Source organism: Cellulomonas cellasea, assembly GCF_006538745.1.
In the GTDB taxonomy this organism is placed as follows: Bacteria; Actinomycetota; Actinomycetes; order Actinomycetales; family Cellulomonadaceae; genus Cellulomonas_A; species Cellulomonas_A cellasea.
On record NZ_BJLR01000013.1, the window covers coordinates 122,367 to 141,895 of the forward strand.

The 19,529-nt window shown below is 74.5% G+C and carries 14 protein-coding genes; 3 read left to right on the forward strand and 11 right to left on the reverse strand.

The window, feature by feature from the left end; translation table 11 throughout:
* Window positions 1-187: 187 nt before the first annotated feature.
* The 6 genes from trxA to CCE01nite_RS06275 form a co-directional block, all read right to left on the reverse strand.
* Window positions 188-661, reverse strand: coding sequence for a thioredoxin (gene trxA / locus CCE01nite_RS06250; RefSeq protein WP_084142511.1), 474 nt, complete (start codon window positions 659-661; stop codon window positions 188-190).
* Complete coding sequence (trxB, locus tag CCE01nite_RS06255) at window positions 661-1,656, reverse strand: thioredoxin-disulfide reductase (protein ID WP_034626512.1); 996 nt, start codon at window positions 1,654-1,656, stop codon at window positions 661-663. Before trxB ends, trxA begins: the two co-directional genes overlap by 1 nt.
* Before the next feature lie 154 nt (window positions 1,657-1,810).
* The gene (locus tag CCE01nite_RS06260) at window positions 1,811-3,745 is read right to left on the reverse strand and encodes a protein kinase family protein (protein ID WP_141372085.1); all 1,935 of its coding nucleotides are present in this window, start codon (window positions 3,743-3,745) and stop codon (window positions 1,811-1,813) included.
* Window positions 3,746-3,806: 61 nt separating this feature from the next.
* Window positions 3,807-5,441, reverse strand: coding sequence for a murein biosynthesis integral membrane protein MurJ (gene murJ / locus CCE01nite_RS06265; protein WP_034624484.1), 1,635 nt, complete (start codon window positions 5,439-5,441; stop codon window positions 3,807-3,809).
* Window positions 5,438-7,705 (reverse strand): DUF6049 family protein, encoded by a 2,268-nt coding sequence (locus CCE01nite_RS06270; RefSeq protein WP_034624480.1) that lies wholly within the window; start codon window positions 7,703-7,705, stop codon window positions 5,438-5,440. Before CCE01nite_RS06270 ends, murJ begins: the two co-directional genes overlap by 4 nt.
* The gene (locus tag CCE01nite_RS06275; RefSeq protein ID WP_084142399.1) at window positions 7,702-8,247 is read right to left on the reverse strand and encodes an NUDIX hydrolase; all 546 of its coding nucleotides are present in this window, start codon (window positions 8,245-8,247) and stop codon (window positions 7,702-7,704) included. Before CCE01nite_RS06275 ends, CCE01nite_RS06270 begins: the two co-directional genes overlap by 4 nt.
* Window positions 8,248-8,392: 145 nt before the next feature.
* Between CCE01nite_RS06275 and CCE01nite_RS06280 the strand changes: the two genes are divergently transcribed.
* Window positions 8,393-9,877, forward strand: a complete 1,485-nt coding sequence (locus CCE01nite_RS06280) for a CCA tRNA nucleotidyltransferase (RefSeq protein ID WP_034624476.1) — start codon at window positions 8,393-8,395, stop codon at window positions 9,875-9,877.
* Window positions 9,878-9,968: 91 nt separating this feature from the next.
* Here CCE01nite_RS06280 and CCE01nite_RS06285 read toward each other — a convergent pair whose 3' ends face one another.
* From CCE01nite_RS06285 to CCE01nite_RS06305, 5 genes are all read right to left on the reverse strand, one after another.
* Entirely contained in the window at window positions 9,969-12,104 is a 2,136-nt protein-coding gene (locus tag CCE01nite_RS06285; protein ID WP_246056348.1) for a SpoIIE family protein phosphatase, read from the reverse strand.
* Between the two features lie 9 nt (window positions 12,105-12,113).
* Complete coding sequence (locus CCE01nite_RS06290; RefSeq protein WP_034624471.1) at window positions 12,114-13,436, reverse strand: MFS transporter; 1,323 nt, start codon at window positions 13,434-13,436, stop codon at window positions 12,114-12,116.
* 65 nt (window positions 13,437-13,501) lie between these two features.
* A complete protein-coding gene (locus CCE01nite_RS06295; RefSeq protein ID WP_141372086.1) occupies window positions 13,502-14,020 on the reverse strand; it encodes a hypothetical protein in 519 nt (172 codons plus the stop codon).
* 187 nt (window positions 14,021-14,207) lie between these two features.
* Window positions 14,208-15,302 carry an inositol-3-phosphate synthase gene (locus CCE01nite_RS06300; RefSeq protein WP_034624467.1) on the reverse strand — a complete coding sequence of 365 codons (1,095 nt, stop codon included), beginning with the start codon at window positions 15,300-15,302 and terminating at the stop codon, window positions 14,208-14,210.
* Window positions 15,299-15,958 carry a PadR family transcriptional regulator gene (locus CCE01nite_RS06305; protein WP_034624518.1) on the reverse strand — a complete coding sequence of 220 codons (660 nt, stop codon included), beginning with the start codon at window positions 15,956-15,958 and terminating at the stop codon, window positions 15,299-15,301. Before CCE01nite_RS06305 ends, CCE01nite_RS06300 begins: the two co-directional genes overlap by 4 nt.
* Window positions 15,959-16,331: 373 nt before the next feature.
* Here CCE01nite_RS06305 and CCE01nite_RS06310 point away from each other — a divergent pair, with 373 nt between their 5' ends.
* Both CCE01nite_RS06310 and rpsF read left to right on the forward strand, forming a co-directional pair.
* Window positions 16,332-18,827: a penicillin-binding protein gene (locus CCE01nite_RS06310; protein WP_034624465.1), complete on the forward strand. Its 2,496-nt coding sequence runs from the start codon at window positions 16,332-16,334 to the stop codon at window positions 18,825-18,827.
* Between the two features lie 373 nt (window positions 18,828-19,200).
* The gene (gene rpsF / locus CCE01nite_RS06315) at window positions 19,201-19,494 is read left to right on the forward strand and encodes a 30S ribosomal protein S6 (RefSeq protein WP_034624464.1); all 294 of its coding nucleotides are present in this window, start codon (window positions 19,201-19,203) and stop codon (window positions 19,492-19,494) included.
* Window positions 19,495-19,529 lie beyond the last annotated feature (35 nt).

Sequence of the window (19,529 nt, forward strand, 5' to 3'; positions counted from 1 at the left end):
CACGCGCGACCCAGCCCCACGCGCGACCCAGCCCCACGCGCGACCCAGCCCACATCCGTCGTATCGCGCGCACGACCCACCGCGCGCACGACTCAGCCCGCACGCGACTCAGCCCCCGTGCACGCATCCCTGCGCGCCCGGGGGCTGAGTGGAGTCCGCGCCCGAGAACGGCGCAGCCGAACGACCGCTACGCCTGTGCCGAGACCGCCGACGGCCCGGGAGCAGCCGGCGCACCCGCGCCACGAGCGTCGTCGGCCACCGCGGCAGCCCCGCCCGCACCGACCTCGGCCGCACCGGCCCCGCCCGCACCGACCTCGGCACCCGACGCACCGCCGATCTCCGCGAGCACGCCCTCGATCTCCTGGGCGATGATCTGCTTCGGCCGAGCCCCCGCCAGCGACCGCACGAGCTCGCCGCCCACGTACACGTTCAGCAGCGGGATCGACACCACGCCGTACTGGCCGACGACGACAGGGTTCGCCTCGGTGTCGACCTTCACGATCTTGACCCTGCCGTCGTACTCCTGCGCGAGCTCGGCGAGCACGGGCGCGACCATGCGGCAGGGGCCGCACCAGGCGGCCCAGAAGTCGACGAGCACGGGCACGTCGGAACCGAGCACCTCGGCCTCGAAGGTCGCGTCGGTCACGTGGATGTCGGTCATCACGCCTCCTGGAGGACGTCGGCCTCGGGGGAGACGGGGCCCTCGGTGCCGACGTCGCCGAGCCCGGTGAGGTAGTGCTGGGCGTCGAGCGCGGCCGCGCAGCCCGAGCCGGCGGCGGTGATCGCCTGACGGTAGGTGTGGTCGACGGCGTCGCCGCACGCGAAGACGCCCTCGAGGTTGGTGAGGGTCGAGCGGCCCTGGACGACGATGTACCCGTTCTCGTCGAGCTGGACCTGCCCGTGCAGGAGCTCGGTGCGCGGGACGTGGCCGATGGCGACGAAGACGCCGGTCGCGGGGTGCTCGCGGGTCTCGCCGGTCACGGTGTCGCGCAGGGTCACGCCGCTCACCTTGGCGTCGCCGTGGATGGCGACGATCTCGCTGTTCCACGCGAACTCGATCTTGGGGTCGTTCGCGGCGCGGTCGGCCATGATCTTGGAGGCGCGGAGCTTGTCCCGGCGGTGGACCATCGTGACGCGCTTGCCGAAGCGCGTGAGGAAGGTGGCCTCCTCGACGGCGGAGTCGCCGCCGCCGACGACGATGATCTCCTGGTCGCGGAAGAAGAACCCGTCGCACGTCGCGCACCAGGACACCCCGCGCCCGGACAGGCGCTTCTCGTCCTCGAGCCCGAGCTCGCGGTACGCGGACCCGGTCGCCAGGACGACGGCGCGCGCGGTGAACGTCTCCCCGCCGCCGGTGACGACGGTCTTGGTGGCGCCGCGCAGCTCGACGGACACGACATCGTCCCAGAGGACCTCGGCGCCGAACTTCTCGGCCTGCTTCTGCAGGTTCTCCATGAGCTCGGGGCCCTGGACCCCGTCGGGGAAGCCGGGGAAGTTCTCGACCTCGGTGGTGTTCATCAGCGCCCCGCCGGCGGTCACGGACCCGGCGATGACGAGCGGGGCCAGGCCGGCGCGGGCCGCGTAGATCGCGGCGGTGTATCCGGCGGGGCCGGAGCCGACGATGATCAGGTCGCGCGGGGCAGACTGCTCGGTCACGTGGGATTCCTCGGGTCGGGGACGGTGCTCGGTGAACCGATCCTAGGGCGGATCTGTTCCCGGGCGACCGACCCCCATCCGCATGGCGGACGCCCCGCGGAGCTCGCGCAGGGCGAGCACCGCGGGCCCGCCACGCCGGCCCGCAGGCGCGCGGTCAGGACAGCGCGAGCTCGGTGACCTCGACGCGGTACTTGCCGTCGACGGCCTGCGGCAGCGACGTGAACCACAGCACGATCGAGCCGGTCTCGACGGGCTCCGGGAACGTGAAGACGGTGTCGGGCGCGACGGGCCCGGACGCCAGCACGGTGCCGCCGCCGGGGTTCGCGGCGTCGGTCGCGCGGACCTCGACGTTCCCCCCGCTCTGGTTCGTCTTCAGCGTCACGCCGGAGACCGTCGAGGGACCCGCGAGCGTGATCACGTAGCCGACGCCCGGCTTGAGGCCGCCGAACTCGGGGCGGTTGTAGGTCTGCGTGTACCAGAACGACGCGGGGTCGCCGTCGAACGCGAGGGACACGGCCTCCTCGTGCTCGCCGTCGCTGTCGGACGGGTCGACGCTCGTGGCGCCCGCGATCGTCGGGGCGGCACCGGCGGGCGGCGCGGGGTCGGCGGGGGCCTCGTCCGCGGGCTCCTCCTCCGCGGGCTGGTCGCCCTCGGCGGGCGGTGCCGCGGCGGTCTCGGACGCGCTCGGGGAGGTGGCGGCCTCGGTCCCGCCGACGGGGCTGCGCAGCGCGTTGAACGCGATGACGACCCCGATGACGACCACGATCGCGACGACGAGCAGCACGATCTTGGTCGGGTCGAAGCGGCGCTCCGCGACCTCGCCGTCGTCGTCCCCGGAGATGTCGAAGACGTCGGGCTCGTCGTCGTGCGCACCGAAGCCGACCGCGAAGGAGGGTGCCGCCTGGTCGTAGGGGCCGGCCTGCGGGCGGGCCGGCGTGCGCTGCGTCGGCGCGGCCTGCTGCCGGGCGGGGGCGGCGGGCTGGCGCTGCACCGGCGGGGGACCGACGGTCGTGGGCGGACCCGCGGCGACGACGGTCTCGGCGACGGCGGGGGCCGGCGGCGGCGGTGGCGGTGTCGGCAGCATCGGGCGCGTGGCCGCGGGCGCGGACTGCGCGAACGCCGGGCCGCCGCGTGGGTGCGCCGGCGGCGGGGTCCCGGGGCGGCCGGTGCCGGCGGGGGCCTGCTCGTCGAACGCGGACCGGACCGACTGGCGCTGGACCTGCACCGGCCGGGTCTCGGGCGGCGCGGCGGGCGTGAGCTGCTCCTCGAGGGGAGCGGTCGCGGCGGCGGCGAGCACCTCGCCGAGGCCGATCGTGCGGATCTCGCCCCACGGCTCGAGCTCACGCACGAGCTCGGCGGGGCTGTGCGGGCCGTCCTCGTGCGGGCCGAGCGTCACGGCGCACAGCGTGTCGAGGTCCGCGGGGATGCCGCGCACGAGGTCGGCGGGCGGGACGAGCAGCCCGTCGCGCACGGGGGCCGCGGGGAGCGTGTCGGACGGCACGATCTCGCCGTCGAGCGTGGGCCAGCGGCCCGTGAGGGCGGCGTAGAGGAGCCGGACGAGGCCGACGGTGTCGGCGCGCGTGGTGCTGCGCGCGTCGCCGAGCCCCTGGCCGAGCAGGGCGCCGTCGAGCGCGAGGCCGGTGAGCAGCACGCGGTCCTCGGGCGTCACGTGCAGCACGGTCGGGCGCAGCGCGAGGTGGTGGACCCCGCGCCGGCGGGCGACCTCGAGCGCGGCGGCGGCCTCACCGACGACGGCCCGGGCCTGGTCGGCGGAGAGGGGCCCGCGCGCGAGCAGGTCGCTCAGCGAGGGGCCCGTGACCTGCTCGGTGACCACGTAGCTGATCGAGCCCTGGTGCGTCCCGACGTCGAGCACGCGCACGAGGCGCGGGTCGGACACGAGGGCGGCCCGCCGGGCGGCGTCGAGCGCCTGCGCGACGTTCCCCTGCTCGAGCACGCGCACGCGCACCGGGCGGTCGAGGATCTGGTCGGTCGCCTGCCACGAGCTCGCCCCCGGCAGGTCCGAGCCCACGAGCTGCAGGACGCGGTAGCGCCCGGCCAGCACGGTGCCACGTCCGACGACGTCCTCCACGCGAGTCCTCCCGGCGACGGTTCACTCCGGCGACTGCCGGACCCCCATGCTAGTCGGGGCGTCAGGCGCGGGTGCGGCGTATGCGTCGCAGCAGCGGACCGGCGAGGGTCTCGAGCTCGCGCACGCGCAGCGCGAGGAGCAGCGCGACGTACACGCCGGCGATCACGGCGCCCCCGGCGACGCACATGACCACCGCGTCGATCGCGGAGCCGACGGGCCCGAGCAGGCGGACGACGAGCGCGCCCGCTCCGGCGGCGACGAGCGCGGCGGCGACCGCCTTGGCGTGCGTGACGAGCACGTGCCGGCCGTCGAGCCCGCCGAGCCGCCGGCGGTTCACGACGAGCGCCGCGACGGCGCCGAGCACGTAGGAGACCGTCATGGACACGCCCGCGGCGGCCACCCACAGCTCACGGCCGAGCACCGCCTGCCCGAGCAGCGTCCCGCCGACCACGACGAGCATCATCGCGACCTGGATCGGGATCATCGACCGCGCGTCCTGGTACGCGTAGTACACGCGCTGGGACAGCGACCACACGCCGAACGCGACGAGCCCGGCGACCATCGTGACGACGACGGTCGTGAGGTCGGACGCCGGCCCGCTGCGCAGGCTCGGGAAGATCGCGCGCACGAGCGGGTAGGCGAGGACCGCGATCCCGGTCGTCGCGAGCACCGTGAACAGCCCGACGGTGCGCAGGCCAAGGCTCAGGTCGGCGCGCACGCCGGCCGTGTCGTCCGCCGCGGCCTTCGCCGACAGCCGCGTGAACAGCGCCGTCATGAGCGACACCGTGACGAGCGAGTGCGGCAGCATGAAGATGAGGAACGCATTGTCGTAGACGACGTTGCCCGCGGTGTCGCCGGTGCCCGCCGCGGTCGTCACCCGGGTGACGACGAGCACGCCGACCTGCCCGAGGACGAGCCCGAGGAACGTCCACAGCGCGACGCGCCCGGCCGTCCCCAGCCCGGACCCCCGCAGCCCCCAGCGCGGCCGGTACCGGAAGCCGCTGCGGTACAGCGGCACGACGAGCACGAGCGCCTGCGCGACGACACCCAGCGTCGCTGTCCCCGCGAGCACCGCGATCTGCTCGGCGCCCCACCACGACACGTCGCCGGCCTGGCCCTCGGGCGGCACGCGGGAGCCCCACAGCGCGACGAACACCACGAGCCCGGCGATCGCGACGACGTTGTTGACGACGGGCGCCCACATGAACGGCCCGAAGCTGCCGCGCGCGTTGAGGATCTGCCCGAGCAGCGCGTAGAGCCCGTAGAAGAACACCTGGGGCACGCACCAGTACGCGAGCGCGACCGTGAGGCGCTGCACCTCGGGGTCGGGGAAGTCGGCGTAGAGGAACGTGAGCACCGGGACCGCGGCCGTCAGCGCGAGCGTCAGGCCCGCGAGCCCGACGATGCCCAGCGTGAGCAGCTTGTCGACGTACACGTGACCGTCGGCCCGGCGGTACGCGCGCACCACCTCGGGGACGAGGACCGCGTTGAGCGCCCCGCCCGCGATGAGCAGGTACAGGATGCTCGGCAGCTTGTTCGCGGCGCCGAACGCGTTGGCCGCGGAGCCGAGCAGGCCGATCGTCGCGACGAGCGCGCTGTTGCGCACGAGTCCCAGGACGCGCGACGCGGCGGTGCCGGTCGCCATGAGCATCGTCGAGCGGCCCAGCCCGGACGGCTTGGTGGGGGCGGCGGTCATGCGGGGGTCGTCTCGCTCTCGTCGCCGGGCACGGCCTGCGCCGCGAGCCGGGCTCCGCGCCGGGCCGTCTGGCCGCGGCGCACGGTCTTCACGATGCCGACCAGCAGCGCGAGCGCGAGGAGCGCGCCGACGACGGCCGTCCCGACGTTCTCGATGGTCGGCGACACGTGCGCGTCGAAGCGGCCGGCCGTGGCGACCGAGGTGCCGTCGGGCGCGAGCGCGAACACGTCGACGAGCACGTCGCAGTTCGCGCTGGCGCTCACCTCGACCACGACGGTCTGCTCGGCGCCGGGCTCGACGGTCGCGGTCGGCGCGTCGCCCACCTCGAGGCAGGCCTTGCGCGGGCGCATCTCGATCCGGACCGTCGCACGCTGGTCGAGCGTGCTGCGCAGCGCGAGGTGGATCTGGCTCGTGCTCGAGATCATCCTGAACCGGTCGCTCAGCACGACGCTCAGCCCCGATCGCCGGGCGGTCGCGTCGGCGAGCGCGGTCCGGACGACGTCCCGGCGGCCCTCGTCGTCGGCGCGCCACGCGACGGACAGCGGCCGGAGCACCTCGCGGTCGAGCCCTTCGAGGTGCGCGTCGGGGTCCTCGAGCACCGCGGCGAACGCGACGGCCGCGTTGCGGGCGTCGCCGAGCGCGTTGACCGTCGCAGCCGAGAGCTCGCCGGGGGCGCGGCTCACGTCCGGGAGCGGCTCGCGGTCGCTCGTGTCGGGGGCCGCGTCGAGCAGGTCGCTCGCGGGGGCGAGGCGCACCCACGGCGCGGCGTCGAGCGCGTCGAGCGCGGCGGTCACGAGCGCGGTGTCCGGGGTCCAGTCGCGCGGGACGGTCGCGAGCACGTGCGGCACGGTCTCGCGCTCCTCGTGCGCGACGACGGCCGTCTCGGCGAGCAGCCGCTGTGCGAGCGTCGCCGCGGTGGCCCCGGGCTGGAGCCGCGCGGGGTCGGTCAGCAGGGCGCTCAGCGTGGGGTCGGGCACGAGCGCGGCCACGGGTCCGGCGTCGGTCGTCACGGTCGTGACCGGGCCGGCCGTCGTCGACGTGGTGCGCTCCGGGGTGAGCGCGCCGGGACCGACGACGAGCGAGGGCACGTCGGTGCCGGCGGCGAGCGCCGCGGTGCGCAGGTCGGGGACGTCGTCGGCGGCCCACTGCACGGGCGTGACCCCCTCGCTGACCAGCGGGCGCGCCGCGGACGACGACGCGAGGGCCGCCGTGAGCAGGTCGGGCCGGTCGGCGTGCGCGAGCGCCGCGAGGTCGGGATCGGCCCACGGCAGCGCCAGGACGTCGCGCCCCTCGGCGGTGGTGCGGAGCTCCTCGAGCCACGCGGCGGACTGCGGGCCGGCGTCGGACGCGCGCGCGACGAGTGCCGGGTCGAGGGCCCAGGACACGCCGGTGCTCGCGCCGCTCGCGGTCAGCAGCGCGCGCAGCCGGCCCTCGGGACCGGTCTGCGCCTCGAGCGCGGTGTCCTCGGGCTGGACGGGCTCGTCGGGCGCGGGCTCCTCGGTCGGCTCGGGGGTGGGCTCGTCGGTCGCGGCCTCCTCGCCGCCCTCGGTCGCCGTCGGGGCCGGCACCTGCGCGCTCGTCGCCGACGCCGTCCCCCCGCCGGGCGCGGACGCCACCAGCGGGACGAGCACGCTGAGCCGCGTGTGCGGCAGGTCCTCCGAGTCGGGCAGCCACAGCAGGAACGTGCGCTCGATCCCCACGCGCCGGCGCCCGTCGACGAGCTCGACGGCGAGGCCGCGCGGGCCCCAGGCGTCGGGGGTGTCGAGCAGGCCGACCGACGCCGCGGGCACGTCGAACGCGACCTCGGCCGACGCACCCGGCGCGAGCGGTGCACCGAGCGGCGCGGGCCGCCCGACGGCGCTGCCTGCGCTCGCCCGGGCCTCGGCGTCGACCCAGGCGTCGAGCTCGGCGCTCGTCCCGGGCCGCGTGCGGCTCAGCCGGAGCACGGCGCTCGGGTTCGCGAGCTCGGTGTCGCCGTCGTTGCGCACGGTCACGGTCACGCGCAGGTCCTGCCCGGGCGCGAGCACCTGCGGGGTGACCGCGGTGACGTCGACGGCCACGGGCAGCTCGTCGGTCGCGGGTGCCGCGGCCGCGGGGGAGGGCGTGACGCCGACGAGCGGGGCGAGCACCGCGAGCAGGCCGGCGGAGCGCGCGAGCAGCCGGGCGCGCGGGGTCCTGCGGGCGTCGGGCGGTGCCGCCGCGGAGACGGGCCGGACGCGGGCCGGGCGCGCGTCGGCCGCGCGGCGGGAGGGCGCTGCGCTCATGCCTGGCTGGTGAGCACGACGTGGGCCGCCTCGGCGAGCCGACGCTCGTTCGGGTAGGCGAGGCGTCCGGGCAGGTCGGTCACCGCGACCCACTCGACGTCCTCCGCCTCGCCGTCCGGGTCGCCCTCGACGGTCAGCTCACCGCCGACCGCACCGAGCAGGAAGTGGTGCACGACCTTGTGCACGCGCCGGTCGTCGCCGGTGAACCAGTAGTCGATGACGCCGAGCCGGCGCAGCACCTGCCCGACGATCCCCGTCTCCTCCGCGATCTCGCGGACGGCGGCCTCCTCGGGGGTCTCGACGCCCTCGAGATGCCCCTTGGGCAGGCACCACTCGAGCCGCCCGGCGCGGTTGCGGCGCGCGATGACCGCGGCGTGGTGGACGCCGTCCACCGTGCTCACGACGAGCCCGCCCGCGCTGGTCTCCTCGACGACGGGCAGGACGGGGGGCGCAGGGCGGACGGACGCGCTCCGCAGCTCGATCCGGAGCGCGTGCCCGCCCGGTGGCGTGGGTACGCCATCAGGACGCGCAGGGCTCGGCATGTCGACACTGTAACGACTTCACCCCGCCCGTCCTTCACCCTCGGGCCGACGGCCTGGCCCGCCCCAGCCCGGCGCGGTGCCCCGCCCCCGCGCGGCGCCGGCCCTCACCCACGGCCCGGCGACCGATCTGGCAGGCTTGGGCGTCGTGCCCACCGACCCCACCGACCTGCTCCAGCTCCAGCGCCGCGCGCTCACCGTCCTCGCGGACCTCGCGCCGGACGCGCTCGAGCTCGGGGAGGTCTTCCGCGCCGCCGGCCACGAGCTCGCGCTCGTCGGCGGGCCCGTGCGCGACGCGTTCCTGGGCCGGGTCAGCAACGACCTCGACTTCGCGACGTCCGCGACGCCCGACGAGACGATCGCGCTGCTCGCCGCGTGGGGCGACGCGCACTGGGACATCGGCAAGGCGTTCGGCACGATCGGCGCGCGCCGGCACGGGCGCCGCCGAGGCGGAGCTGACGTCGTCGTCGAGGTCACGACGTACCGCACCGACGCGTACGACCCCGCGTCGCGCAAGCCCGAGGTCGTGTTCGGCGACACGCTCGACGGTGACCTGTCGCGGCGCGACTTCACGGTCAACTCCATGGCGGTGCGCGTCCCCGAGCTCACGTTCGTCGACCCGTTCGACGGGCTCGCCGACCTCGCGCGCCGCACGCTGCGGACTCCGGTGGCCGCGCGGCAGTCGTTCGACGACGACCCGCTGCGCATGATGCGCGCCGCGCGCTTCGCCGCCCAGCTCGGCTTCACCGTGGACGACGACGCGCTCGCGGCGATCGAGGACATGGCGGAGCGCATCACGATCGTCTCGGCCGAGCGCGTGCGCGACGAGCTGACCAAGCTGCTGCTCTCGCCGTCCCCCCGCGAGGGGCTCGAGGTGCTCGTCGCGACCGGGCTCGCCGACCACGTCCTGCCCGAGCTGCCCGCGCTGCGCCTCGAGATCGACGAGCACCACCGCCACAAGGACGTGTACGAGCACTCGCTGATCGTCCTCGAGCAGGCGATCGCCCTCGAGACCGGCACGCACGACGCCCCGACCGGCCCGGTGCCCGGCCCCGACCTGGTGCTGCGGCTCGCGGCGCTGCTGCACGACATCGGCAAGCCCGCGACGCGCCGGTTCGAGGACGGCGGCGGCGTGAGCTTCCACCACCACGAGGTGGTCGGCGCGAAGCTCGTGGCCCGCCGGCTCAAGGCCCTGCGCTTCGACAAGGCGACCGTGCAGGCGGTCTCCCGGCTCACCGAGCTGCACCTGCGGTTCCACGGGTACGGCGAGGGCGCGTGGACCGACTCGGCGGTGCGGCGCTACGTGACCGACGCCGGCCCGCTGCTCGACCGCCTGCACCGGCTCACGCGCTCCGACTGCACGACCCGCAACCGCCGCAAGGCCGAGCGGCTGTCCCGCGCGTACGACGACCTCGAGGTCCGCATCGCGCGCCTGCGCGAGCAGGAGGAGCTCGCCTCGATCCGGCCGGACCTCGACGGCGCCGCGATCATGGAGATCCTCGGCATCCCGCCGGGGCCGACGGTCGGGAAGGCGTACAAGCACCTGCTCGAGCTGCGCATGGAGCGCGGCCCGCTCGACCACGAGACCGCGCGCGCGGAGCTGCTCGCGTGGTGGTCGGCGCAGGAGGGCTGACCCGACCTGGACCGCCGTGGACCGGCCCGGATCGCCAGTGCCTCGGCCCGGTCCCGTCCGGTCCGGCGGTCCCGTCCGGTCCGGCGGTCCGTCAGGGGATGCGGACCACCAGCAGGCACACGTCGTCCTCCTGGCGCTCGGACACGAGCCGCTCGACGAGCTCGTCACGGATCTCGGCCGCGCTCGCGCCCGCAGGCACCTCGGCGAACGTCCGGGTCAGCTCCGCGATGCCCTCGCGCAGCGAGCGGTCGCGCCGCTCGACGAGCCCGTCGGAGTAGACGACGAGCACCGAGCCGCGCGGCATGAGCTGCTCGGCCTGCGGCGCGGGCTCCCCGAGCGTCGTGACGCCGATCGGCGTCGAGAGCGCACCGGACAGCGCGACGACCTCGCCGTCGGGCAGCCGGAGCAGCGGCGTCGGGTGCCCGGCGCGGCTGTACGTGAGCCGTCGCGTGCCGTCGGCGCCCTCGTCGGTCACCTCGAGCCGCAGGTACACGCACGTCGAGATGTCGGCCATGCCGAGCCCGCGCACGAGCTCGTCGAGGTGCGCGACGACCCGGCCGGCGTGCTCCCCGCTCCACGCGTACGAGCGCAGCACGGACCGCAGCTGACCCATCGACGCGGCGGCGCGCAGGTCGTGCCCGACGACGTCACCGACCGCGAGCCCGAGCGCGCCGTCGGGCAGCGGCAGCACGTCGAACCAGTCGCCGCCGACCTGCGCGCGGTGCACCGCCGGGACGTAGGACGCGGCGATGTCGAGGCCCTCGACCTCGGGGATCTCGGGCAGCAGCGAGTGCTGCAGCGTCAGCGCGGCCTCGCGCTCGCGGAGGTAGAGCCGCACGTTGTCGAGCGCGAGCCCGGCGCGCTGGCCGAGGTGCGCGGCGGTGTCGACGACCGCGCGCGGGAAGCCGTCGACCGACTCGTGCACGAGGCACAGCACGCCGATGACGCGGTCGCGGGCGCGCAGCGGGACGACGAGCGCGCTGCCGAGCCCGAGCTCCTGCAGCGCGTCGAGCTGGCGCGGGGTCGTGCGCTCGGGGAGGTTCGCGACGTCGACCGGGAACGGCGCGGCGACGTACCCGGACTCGCTCGACAGGGCCGCGGCGACGCTCGGCGACCGGGTCAGCCACGAGATGTCCTCGGTCTCGAGGATCCGCGCGGCGGCGGACGACTCGGGGTGCGTCGTGGCGATGTGGATCCGCTCGATCCGCCCGGCGTCGGTCGTGACGGTCACGAAGCCCCACGTCGCGAGGGCCGGCACGGCCACGTCGGCGAGCGCGTCGACCGCGTCGCCGTAGTCGAGGTGGTGCGCGAGGGCGTCGACGACCTCCGCGAGGAGCTGCAGGCGCTCGCTCGTGACCCGCGCCTCGTCGAGCGCCTCGTCGCGCGCGCGCTCGAGCTCGACGCGCTCGGTGACGTCGGCCTGGATGCCGACGTGGTGCGTGATGACCCCGTCCGCGTCGAGGACCGGGCTGATCACGACCTGGTTCCAGAACGGCGTGCCGTCCTTGCGGTAGTTGAGGATCGTCTCGGCGAACGTCTCGCCGCGGCGCAGTGCCTCGCGCAGGCGGTCGATGGTCGCCCGGTCGGTGTCGGGCCCCTGCAGGAACCGGCAGTTGCGGCCGACGGAGTCCCTCGAGCTGTACCCCGTGACGCGCTCGAACGCCGGGTTGACCCAGACGAGCGGGTCGTCGGGCTCGTGCGGGTCGGAGATCGTGAACGACAGCTCGCTCGCCATCGCCGCCCGGGCGTGCAGGTCGCCGGCGCGGTCCTGGAGCGCGCGCAGCGCCTCCTCCTCGCGCACCGGGAGGAGGATCACGAGCGACTGCCGGGTCAGCGGCGCCGGCGCGTCGGTGAGCGGGACACCGACGACCCACATCGCCTCGCGCGCGGCCGACTCGTCGGAGCGCCGCGCCGCGGTCACCGCGACGCCCCGCGCGGGGCGACCGGCGGCCAGGTCGGCGAGCGAGAACTCGCCCGCACCGAGCGGTGCTCCGTCGGGGGTCACGAGGCCCGCCTCGAGCGACCAGTCGTGCAGCGACACGGGCAGGTGCAGCCCGGGCGCCAGCTCGACGGCGAGGCGGTTCGCGAAGACGACCGTGCCGCGCTCGACGTCCACGAGCAACGTGGCGGCCGGCTTGTCCCGCACGATCGGGGGGAGCACCGCGGTGGCGCGTGGGTCCGCGGTCCGCGGCGCGCTCGCGCTCAGGGCATGGTCGTCCAGCTGCACGGGAGAACTTTAAAGTTCAGCGGCCCGCGACGACAGCGGGGCGCGGGTGACGTCCGTCGCGGCCCGCGCCGACGCGACCCGGTAGAGCACGGCCGCCAGCGCGTACGCGACGGCGAGCGCGGCGAACACGACGCGCGACCAGCCGGTGTCCGGGAGCGTCGCGGCGGCCAGCGCGGCGGCGCCCACGAACGCCGCGTTGTAGAGGACGTCGTAGAGCGAGAACGCACGGCCGCGGAACGCGTCGGCGGTGTCGCGCTGGACGATCGTGTCGACCGCGATCTTGGCGCCCTGGGCCGCGAGACCGAGCGCGCCGGCGCCGACGAGGACCGCCCACCGCTCGACCGTGACCGTCAGCAGGAGCTGGCTCAGCGCCGCGCCGGCGAGGCACAGCACGATCCACGCCTGCGGGCCGGTGCGCGGGCTCAGCACCGGGGTCAGCACGACGGCGAGCGCGAAGCCGACGGCCGAGGCGGCGAGCACCGTCCCGAACGTCCGCAGCCCGGCGTCCGCGTCGGCCGGGTCGGAGAGCAGGTTCCGCGCGATGAGGATGCTCGCGATGAACGTCGCGCCGTAGAGGAACCGGTGCACCGCCATGACGCCGAGGGCGAGGGCCGGCGTGCGCCGGGCGACGAGGTGGCGGGCGCCCGCGACGAGCCCGCGCGCGAGCATCCCGAGCGCGCGCCGCAGCTCTTCGCCGGCCGCGCGCTCGTCGGGCCCGAGCTGGTCGCGGCCCAGGCGCAGCGCGAGGGCCGACGCCGTCGCCATGAGCAGCGCGGCGAGCACGAGCGCCCCGACGTCCTGCGTGCGGCCCGCCGGGAGGACGAGCCCGAGCACGAGGCCGACCCCGCCGCCCACGCCCGCGGCGGCCGCCCCGAGCGTCGGGGTCAGCGAGTTCGCGGTGAGCAGCAGCGGGCCGTCGACGACGCGGGGGAGCGACGCCGACAGTGCCGAGAGCAGGAAGCGGTTGAGCGAGAGCGTCACGAGCGCCAGCACGTACACGGGCGGCCCGACGCCGGTCGACGCCATGAGGACCGCGATGGTCAGCGTCAGCCCGACGCGCACGAGGTTGCCGACGAGCAGCACCTGCCGGCGCCGCCACCGGTCGAGCAGCACCCCGGCCCACGGCCCGACGACCGTGAACGGCAGCAGCAGGACGGCGAACGCGGTGGCGACCCCCGTCGCGGTGCTCGCGCTCTCGGGGGAGAAGAAGAACAGCGTCGCGAGGCCGACCTGGAACATGCCGTCGGAGGTCTGGCTCGTGAGGCGGACGGCGAAGAGGCGGCGGAAGCCGGGGAGCCGCAGGAGCTGGCGGAGCTCGCCGATCACGCGCATCGGGTCAGGCTATCGACCGCGACGGGCTGCCCGGACCGCGACGTCCTGGGCAGGCGTGCGGCTCGTCACGGCGGCGGGCCGACGAACAGCGGCAGCAGGACCGGCTCCCACAGGGCGCGCTGCACCCCGAGGAGGACCACCCACGTGAGCACGGGCGCCCACCGGCGGACCGCCCAGGGCCACGGGAGGCAGGCCACCACGACCATGGCGACGCCCAGGAGCACGGTGGGGGCCGCGGCGGCGAGCGTCTGGGGCGTCGAGGGCCAGCACCCGTCGTACCGGCAGGGCGTGTCGGTGTAGCCGGTGGACAGTGCGCGCGAGACGGCATGACCGAGCCAGGTCCCGAGGGCGACGACCACGCCCCCCGCGGCCTGGGCACCACGACGCGGCGGAGACCACCGGGTCGTGAGCCCGGGGCAGGCCGCGGCGGCGAGCGCGAGGGACGCCAGGATGCCGACGACCGTGGCGGCGCTCTCCGCGACCGGGAACACGAGGGCGGCACCCGCCTGCGGGTCGACGTGCCGGAGCGCCCCGGAGCCGACACCGAGCAGGGACGCGGAGACCGCGAGCGTCACGAGGCTCACCGCCGTCAGGGCAGCGGACGCGGCGCGTGCGAGCCGGGGGAGCGCGGACCTGGTCCACGCGCTCGCCGGGTCTCCTCCCCGTGCGGTCGGCGGCGTCGGCACGTGTCCCTCGTCGTCGTGGTGCACGGACGACGAAGGGGCCCGGGTGCTGGACCCGGACCCCTTCGCCGTCATGTTATGCGGTGCCTCAGCGCTCGACGTCGCCGCGGATGAAGGCCTCGAGCTGCGCGCGGCCCTTCGTGTCCTCCATCTGGACCGGCGGCGACTTCATGAAGTACGTCGACGCGGACAGGATGGGGCCGCCGATGCCGCGGTCCTTGGCGATCTTCGCGGCGCGCACGGCGTCGATGATGATGCCGGCCGAGTTCGGGGAGTCCCAGACCTCGAGCTTGTACTCGAGGTTCAGGGGGACCTCGCCGAACGCGCGGCCCTCGAGGCGCACGTACGCCCACTTGCGGTCGTCGAGCCACGCGACGTAGTCCGACGGGCCGATGTGGACGTTGCGGTCCTCCTTCTTGCCGGCGAGGGGGCCCTCGTCGATGTTGGAGGTCACGGCCTGCGTCTTGGAGAGCTTCTTCGACTCGAGGCGGTCACGCTCGAGCATGTTCTTGAAGTCCATGTTGCCGCCGACGTTGAGCTGGTACGTGCGGTCCAGCACGACGCCGCGGTCCTCGAACAGCTTCGCGAGCACGCGGTGCGTGATGGTCGCGCCGACCTGCGACTTGATGTCGTCGCCGACGATCGGGACACCGGCGGCCTCGAACTTCGCGGCCCACTCCGGGTCGGACGCGATGAAGACGGGCAGCGCGTTGACGAACGCGACGCCGGCCTCGATCGCGCACTCGGCGTAGTACTTCGCGGCGACCTCGGACCCGACGGGCAGGTAGCAGACGAGCACGTCGGCCTGGGCCTCGCGCAGCGCGGCGACGATGTCGACGGGCTCGGCGTCCGACTCCTCGATCGTCTCGCGGTAGTACTTGCCGAGGCCGTCGTTCGTGACGCCGCGCTGGACGGTCACGCCGAGCGGCGGGACGTCGGCGATCTTGATGGTGTTGTTCTCCGAGGCGCCGATCGCCTCCGACAGGTCGAAGCCGACCTTCTTCGCGTCGACGTCGAACGCGGCGACGAACTCGATGTCACGCACGTGGTACGGCCCGAACTGCACGTGCATGAGGCCCGGCACGCGGGCGCTCGGGTCGGCGTCGGCGTAGAAGTGCACGCCCTGGACGAGCGACGCGGCGCAGTTGCCGACGCCGACGATGGCGACGCGGATGGAGGTCATCCTCGCTCCTTCTCGGTTGTCTGTGCCGGGGTGCCCGAGGCGCCGTCGACAGCTATCTGGATGTCGGTGACGGCCGGGTGGCCAGCACCTGAGGGACGGGCGCGGCGCAGGCCGCGCTCGTTGTCGATGAGGTCGTCGAGCCAGCGCACCTCGCGCTCGACCTGCTCGAGACCGTGCCGCTGGAGCTCGAGCGTGTACTCGTCCATGCGGGCCCGGGTCCGGGCGAACGACTGGCGGACCGTCTCGAGGCGCTCGGTGAGCCGGCTGCGCCGTCCCTCGAGGATCCGCAGCCGCGTCTCGGCGTCGGTCTGCGCGAAGAACGCGAACCGGACGTCGAAGTTCTCGTCCTCCCACGCCGACGGGCCCGACGACGCGAGGATCTGCTGGAAGTGCTCCTTGCCGTCCGCCGTGAGCTGGTAGACGATCCGCGCCCGCTTGCCCGAGAGCGCGTGCGGCGGGGCGTCGGCCGACTCGGTGCCGGCGATCCAGCCGCGGGCGACGAGCGACTTCAGGCACGGGTAGAGCGAGCCGTAGGACAGCGCCCGGAACGAGCCGAGGACGAGGTTGAGGCGCTTGCGCAGCTCGTAGCCGTGCATGGGCGCCTCGTGGAGCAGGCCGAGGATGGCCGGCTCGAGGACGTCGGTACGTCCGCGCACGTGCACCTCCTCGGGCTCGTCCTGGCCGATCCCGCTGACGTTGCCGGGAATCGATGTATCGAACTGATACATCCGCACAGTACGTCGCGGTGATGCCTCGCGGCAACCAGAAGCGCGGTCGACGCGCACCGGGTCGTCCCTGCCGACCAGCGCGCGGCGCGCCCGGCCCGCACCCGCGGCCCGCCGTGAGCCGCATCACGCGCCCGCTGTGCGACACGCAGGCACGACGCGCGGATCGAGTGCGCATGAGGTGAAGACCGGACATCGAACAGGCGCCGCGTCCAGGAGGGTCGTCCATACTGGGGCGGCGGTCCGCCCGGCACTCGCGTGCCCGTGGGGCCGCACCCCGAGTCCCCGGCAGGAAGGCAGTGCGTTGGCGAGCAGCAACCGGAGAGCCCCGGCGCCGTCGCGGCGCCGTGCGACGCGCGTCGCCTCGGCACCCGTCGCGGGCCGGACTGAGGGTCGGGCCGAGGGACGGCGCCGGTTCTTCGACTACCCGCGCTCGGGCTACGAGGGCCTGCACCGGTGGCTCCCGTCGTGGCGCTTCGTGCTCGGCTCGTTCCTCACCGTCGGCTTCCTCGGGCTCGGCGCGCTCGTCGCGGCGTACGCCGTCACGAAGATCCCGGACCCCGCCGACGACGCGACCTTCCAGGCGTCGACCGTCTACTACGCGCCGCCCGAGGGCTCGCCGGAGGGCGCGGCGGGCGAGCCCATCGCGACGTTCGCCGAGCAGAAGCGCGAGCTCGTCGACCTCTCGACGCTCCCCGAGTACGTGGGCAACGCCGTGATCGCCTCCGAGGACCGCACCTTCTGGGAGAACAGCGGGATCTCGCCGCGCGGCATCGTGCGTGCGCTGTGGAACAACGTGCGCGGCGGCGACACCCAGGGCGCCTCGACCCTCACCCAGCAGTACGTCGAGCGGTACTACACGGGCAAGACGACGTCGGACTACCTCGGCAAGGCGCGCGAGACGCTGCTCGCGGTCAAGATCGCGCAGGCCGAGGAGAAGCCCGAGATCCTCGAGCGCTACCTCAACACCATCTACTTCGGCCGCGACTCCTACGGCATCCAGACCGCCGCGCAGGCGTACTTCCAGAAGAACGCCGCCGAGCTCACGCTCTCCGAGGCCGCGCTGCTCGCCGGGATCATCCCGTCGCCGAACAACTGGGACCCCGCGAAGGCCGCCGACAAGGCGGAGCAGCGCTGGCAGCGCGTGCTCGACCTCATGGTCGAGGACGGCCACATCACCGCCGAGGAGCGCGCCGCCGCCGTCTTCCCGGGGGCCCTGCCGTACGTGCGCTCCGACACCTACGCCGGACCCAGCGGGTACATCCTCGAGGCCGTCAAGGACGAGCTCGAGGCCAAGGGCATCACCGAGGGCATCCTCTACCGCGGTGGTCTGAAGATCGTCACGACGATCCAGCAGCCGCTCCAGGCGTCCGTCCAGGCGAACGCCGACACCGTCTGGGACGGCTCGCTCGCCGGCGGAACGCCGGACATCGAGCACTTCAAGATGGGCATCGTCTCGCTCGACACCCGCGACGGCGCCATCGTCGCGATGTACGGCGGCCGGGACTTCCTGACGGACCAGATCAACCGCGTGACGCGCGACAAGGCGCAGGCCGGCTCGACGTTCAAGCCGTTCACGCTCATCGCCGCCCTCGAGCAGGGCATCAGCCTCGAGACCCGGTTCTCCGGCGCGAGCCCGCTCAAGCTCGACTCGTGGGGGCCGGAGGAGGAGATCATCAACTTCGGCGAGACGTCGCTGCCCGAGATGAACCTCGCGGACGCCACTGCCGACTCGGTGAACACGGTCTACGCGCAGCTCAACGACCTCGTCACGCCGCTGAAGACCGCGGAGACGGCGAAGCGCGCCGGCATCACGACCGACCTCGTCGACAAGCCGTCGAACGTGCTCGGGCCCGACGCCGTGCACCCGATCGACATGGCGTCCGCGTACGCGACGATCGCCTCGGGCGGCGTCTACCACAAGCCGTTCATCGTCCGGGAGGCGCGCTACGTCAACGACCCGGACACCGTCGCCTACCGCGGGGGCACCGACGAGCCGAAGCAGATCTTCGCGCCCGAGGTCATGGCCGACACGACGTACGCCATGACGCAGGTCGTCGAGAAGGGCTCGGGCGAGACGTACGTCAAGCCGCTCGGACGCCCGATCGCCGGCAAGACCGGCACGTCGTCGGACAACCTGTCCGCGTGGTTCGTCGGGTTCACGCCGCAGGTCGCGACCGCCGTCGCGTTCAGCCAGGTCGGCGAGAACATGAGCGACCCGGTCAGGATCACCCCGTTCGGGGTGGACTCCCGCGGCCGCGCGATCAAGCAGATCACGGGCGGATCGTGGCCGTCGGCGCTGTGGGCCAACTACATGAGCGCCGTCTTCCAGCAGCCGCCGTACGCCGAGGTCAAGCCGTTCCCGAAGCGCGCGAACGTCGGCAAGAAGCCCACGCCGACCGCGACGGCGACGGAGACCGAGGCGCCCGTCGAGACCCAGCCCCCGGCCGAGTCGCAGGTCGCGGTGCCGGGCGGCCTCGAGGGCAAGACGCAGGCGGACGCCGAGGCCGCGGTGGTCAACGCGGGGCTCTCGCCGGCGGTCTCCCAGCAGCCGTCGGAGACGGTCGCGGCGGGCCGCGTGATCAGCGCGAGCCCGGGCGGCGGGACGATGCTGAACAAGGGCTCGGCCGTCGCGATCGTCGTCTCGACCGGCCCGGCGAAGAAGCCGACGCCGACCCCGGCGCCGACGCAGACGCAGCAGCCGCAGCCGACGCCGACGCAGCCCACGCCGCCCGTTGACGGCGCGGGAGGTGCCGGTGGCGCGGGCGGTGGCGCGGGCGGCGGTGGCAACGGCGGGTAGCGCGTCGCAGCGAGGACAACGGGGCCGGGCACGCACGTCGTGCCCGGCCCCGCTCGCGTCCCCGCTCCCGGTTGGGTCCCTGCTCGCAGTCGCGTCCTCGGGCGCGCTCGTGGTGCGACCGCGGTCCCGCTGGCGTCCCACCGCACGTCGTCGCGCCTGCAGCCCGGGCGACCCGAGATTTCGGTCCCGGCCCCGCACCCGGTAGGCTGGACCGTTGCTGTGCCACTGGGTTGCCGTCGCCGATCGACGCGGGACCCGGGCACGGTGTGCGGCACCACCCCACGGACCTCCGGGTCCGCGTCGAGGTGCCGCGACGCATGAGGACCCTCCTGCCACGGACAGACCGTGGCCGCCGAGACCAGAGGAGGTGGGTATGAGCCTGCGTCAGTACGAGATCATGATCATCCTCGACCCCGAGATCGAGGAGCGCACCGTCGCTCCGTCGCTCGACAAGTACCTGACCGTCATCAAGAACGACGGTGGGACCGTGGACAAGGTCGACATCTGGGGCCGTCGCCGCCTGGCGTACGACATCCAGAAGAAGTCCGAGGGCATCTACGCGGTCGTCGACTTCACGGCGTCGCCCGCGACCGCCAAGGAGCTCGACCGCCAGCTGGGCCTCAACGAGGTCGTCCTGCGCACCAAGGTGCTCCGCGCCGACGCCTGAGCGTCGGACCGCGCGAGTACGGTGCGCACCACTGA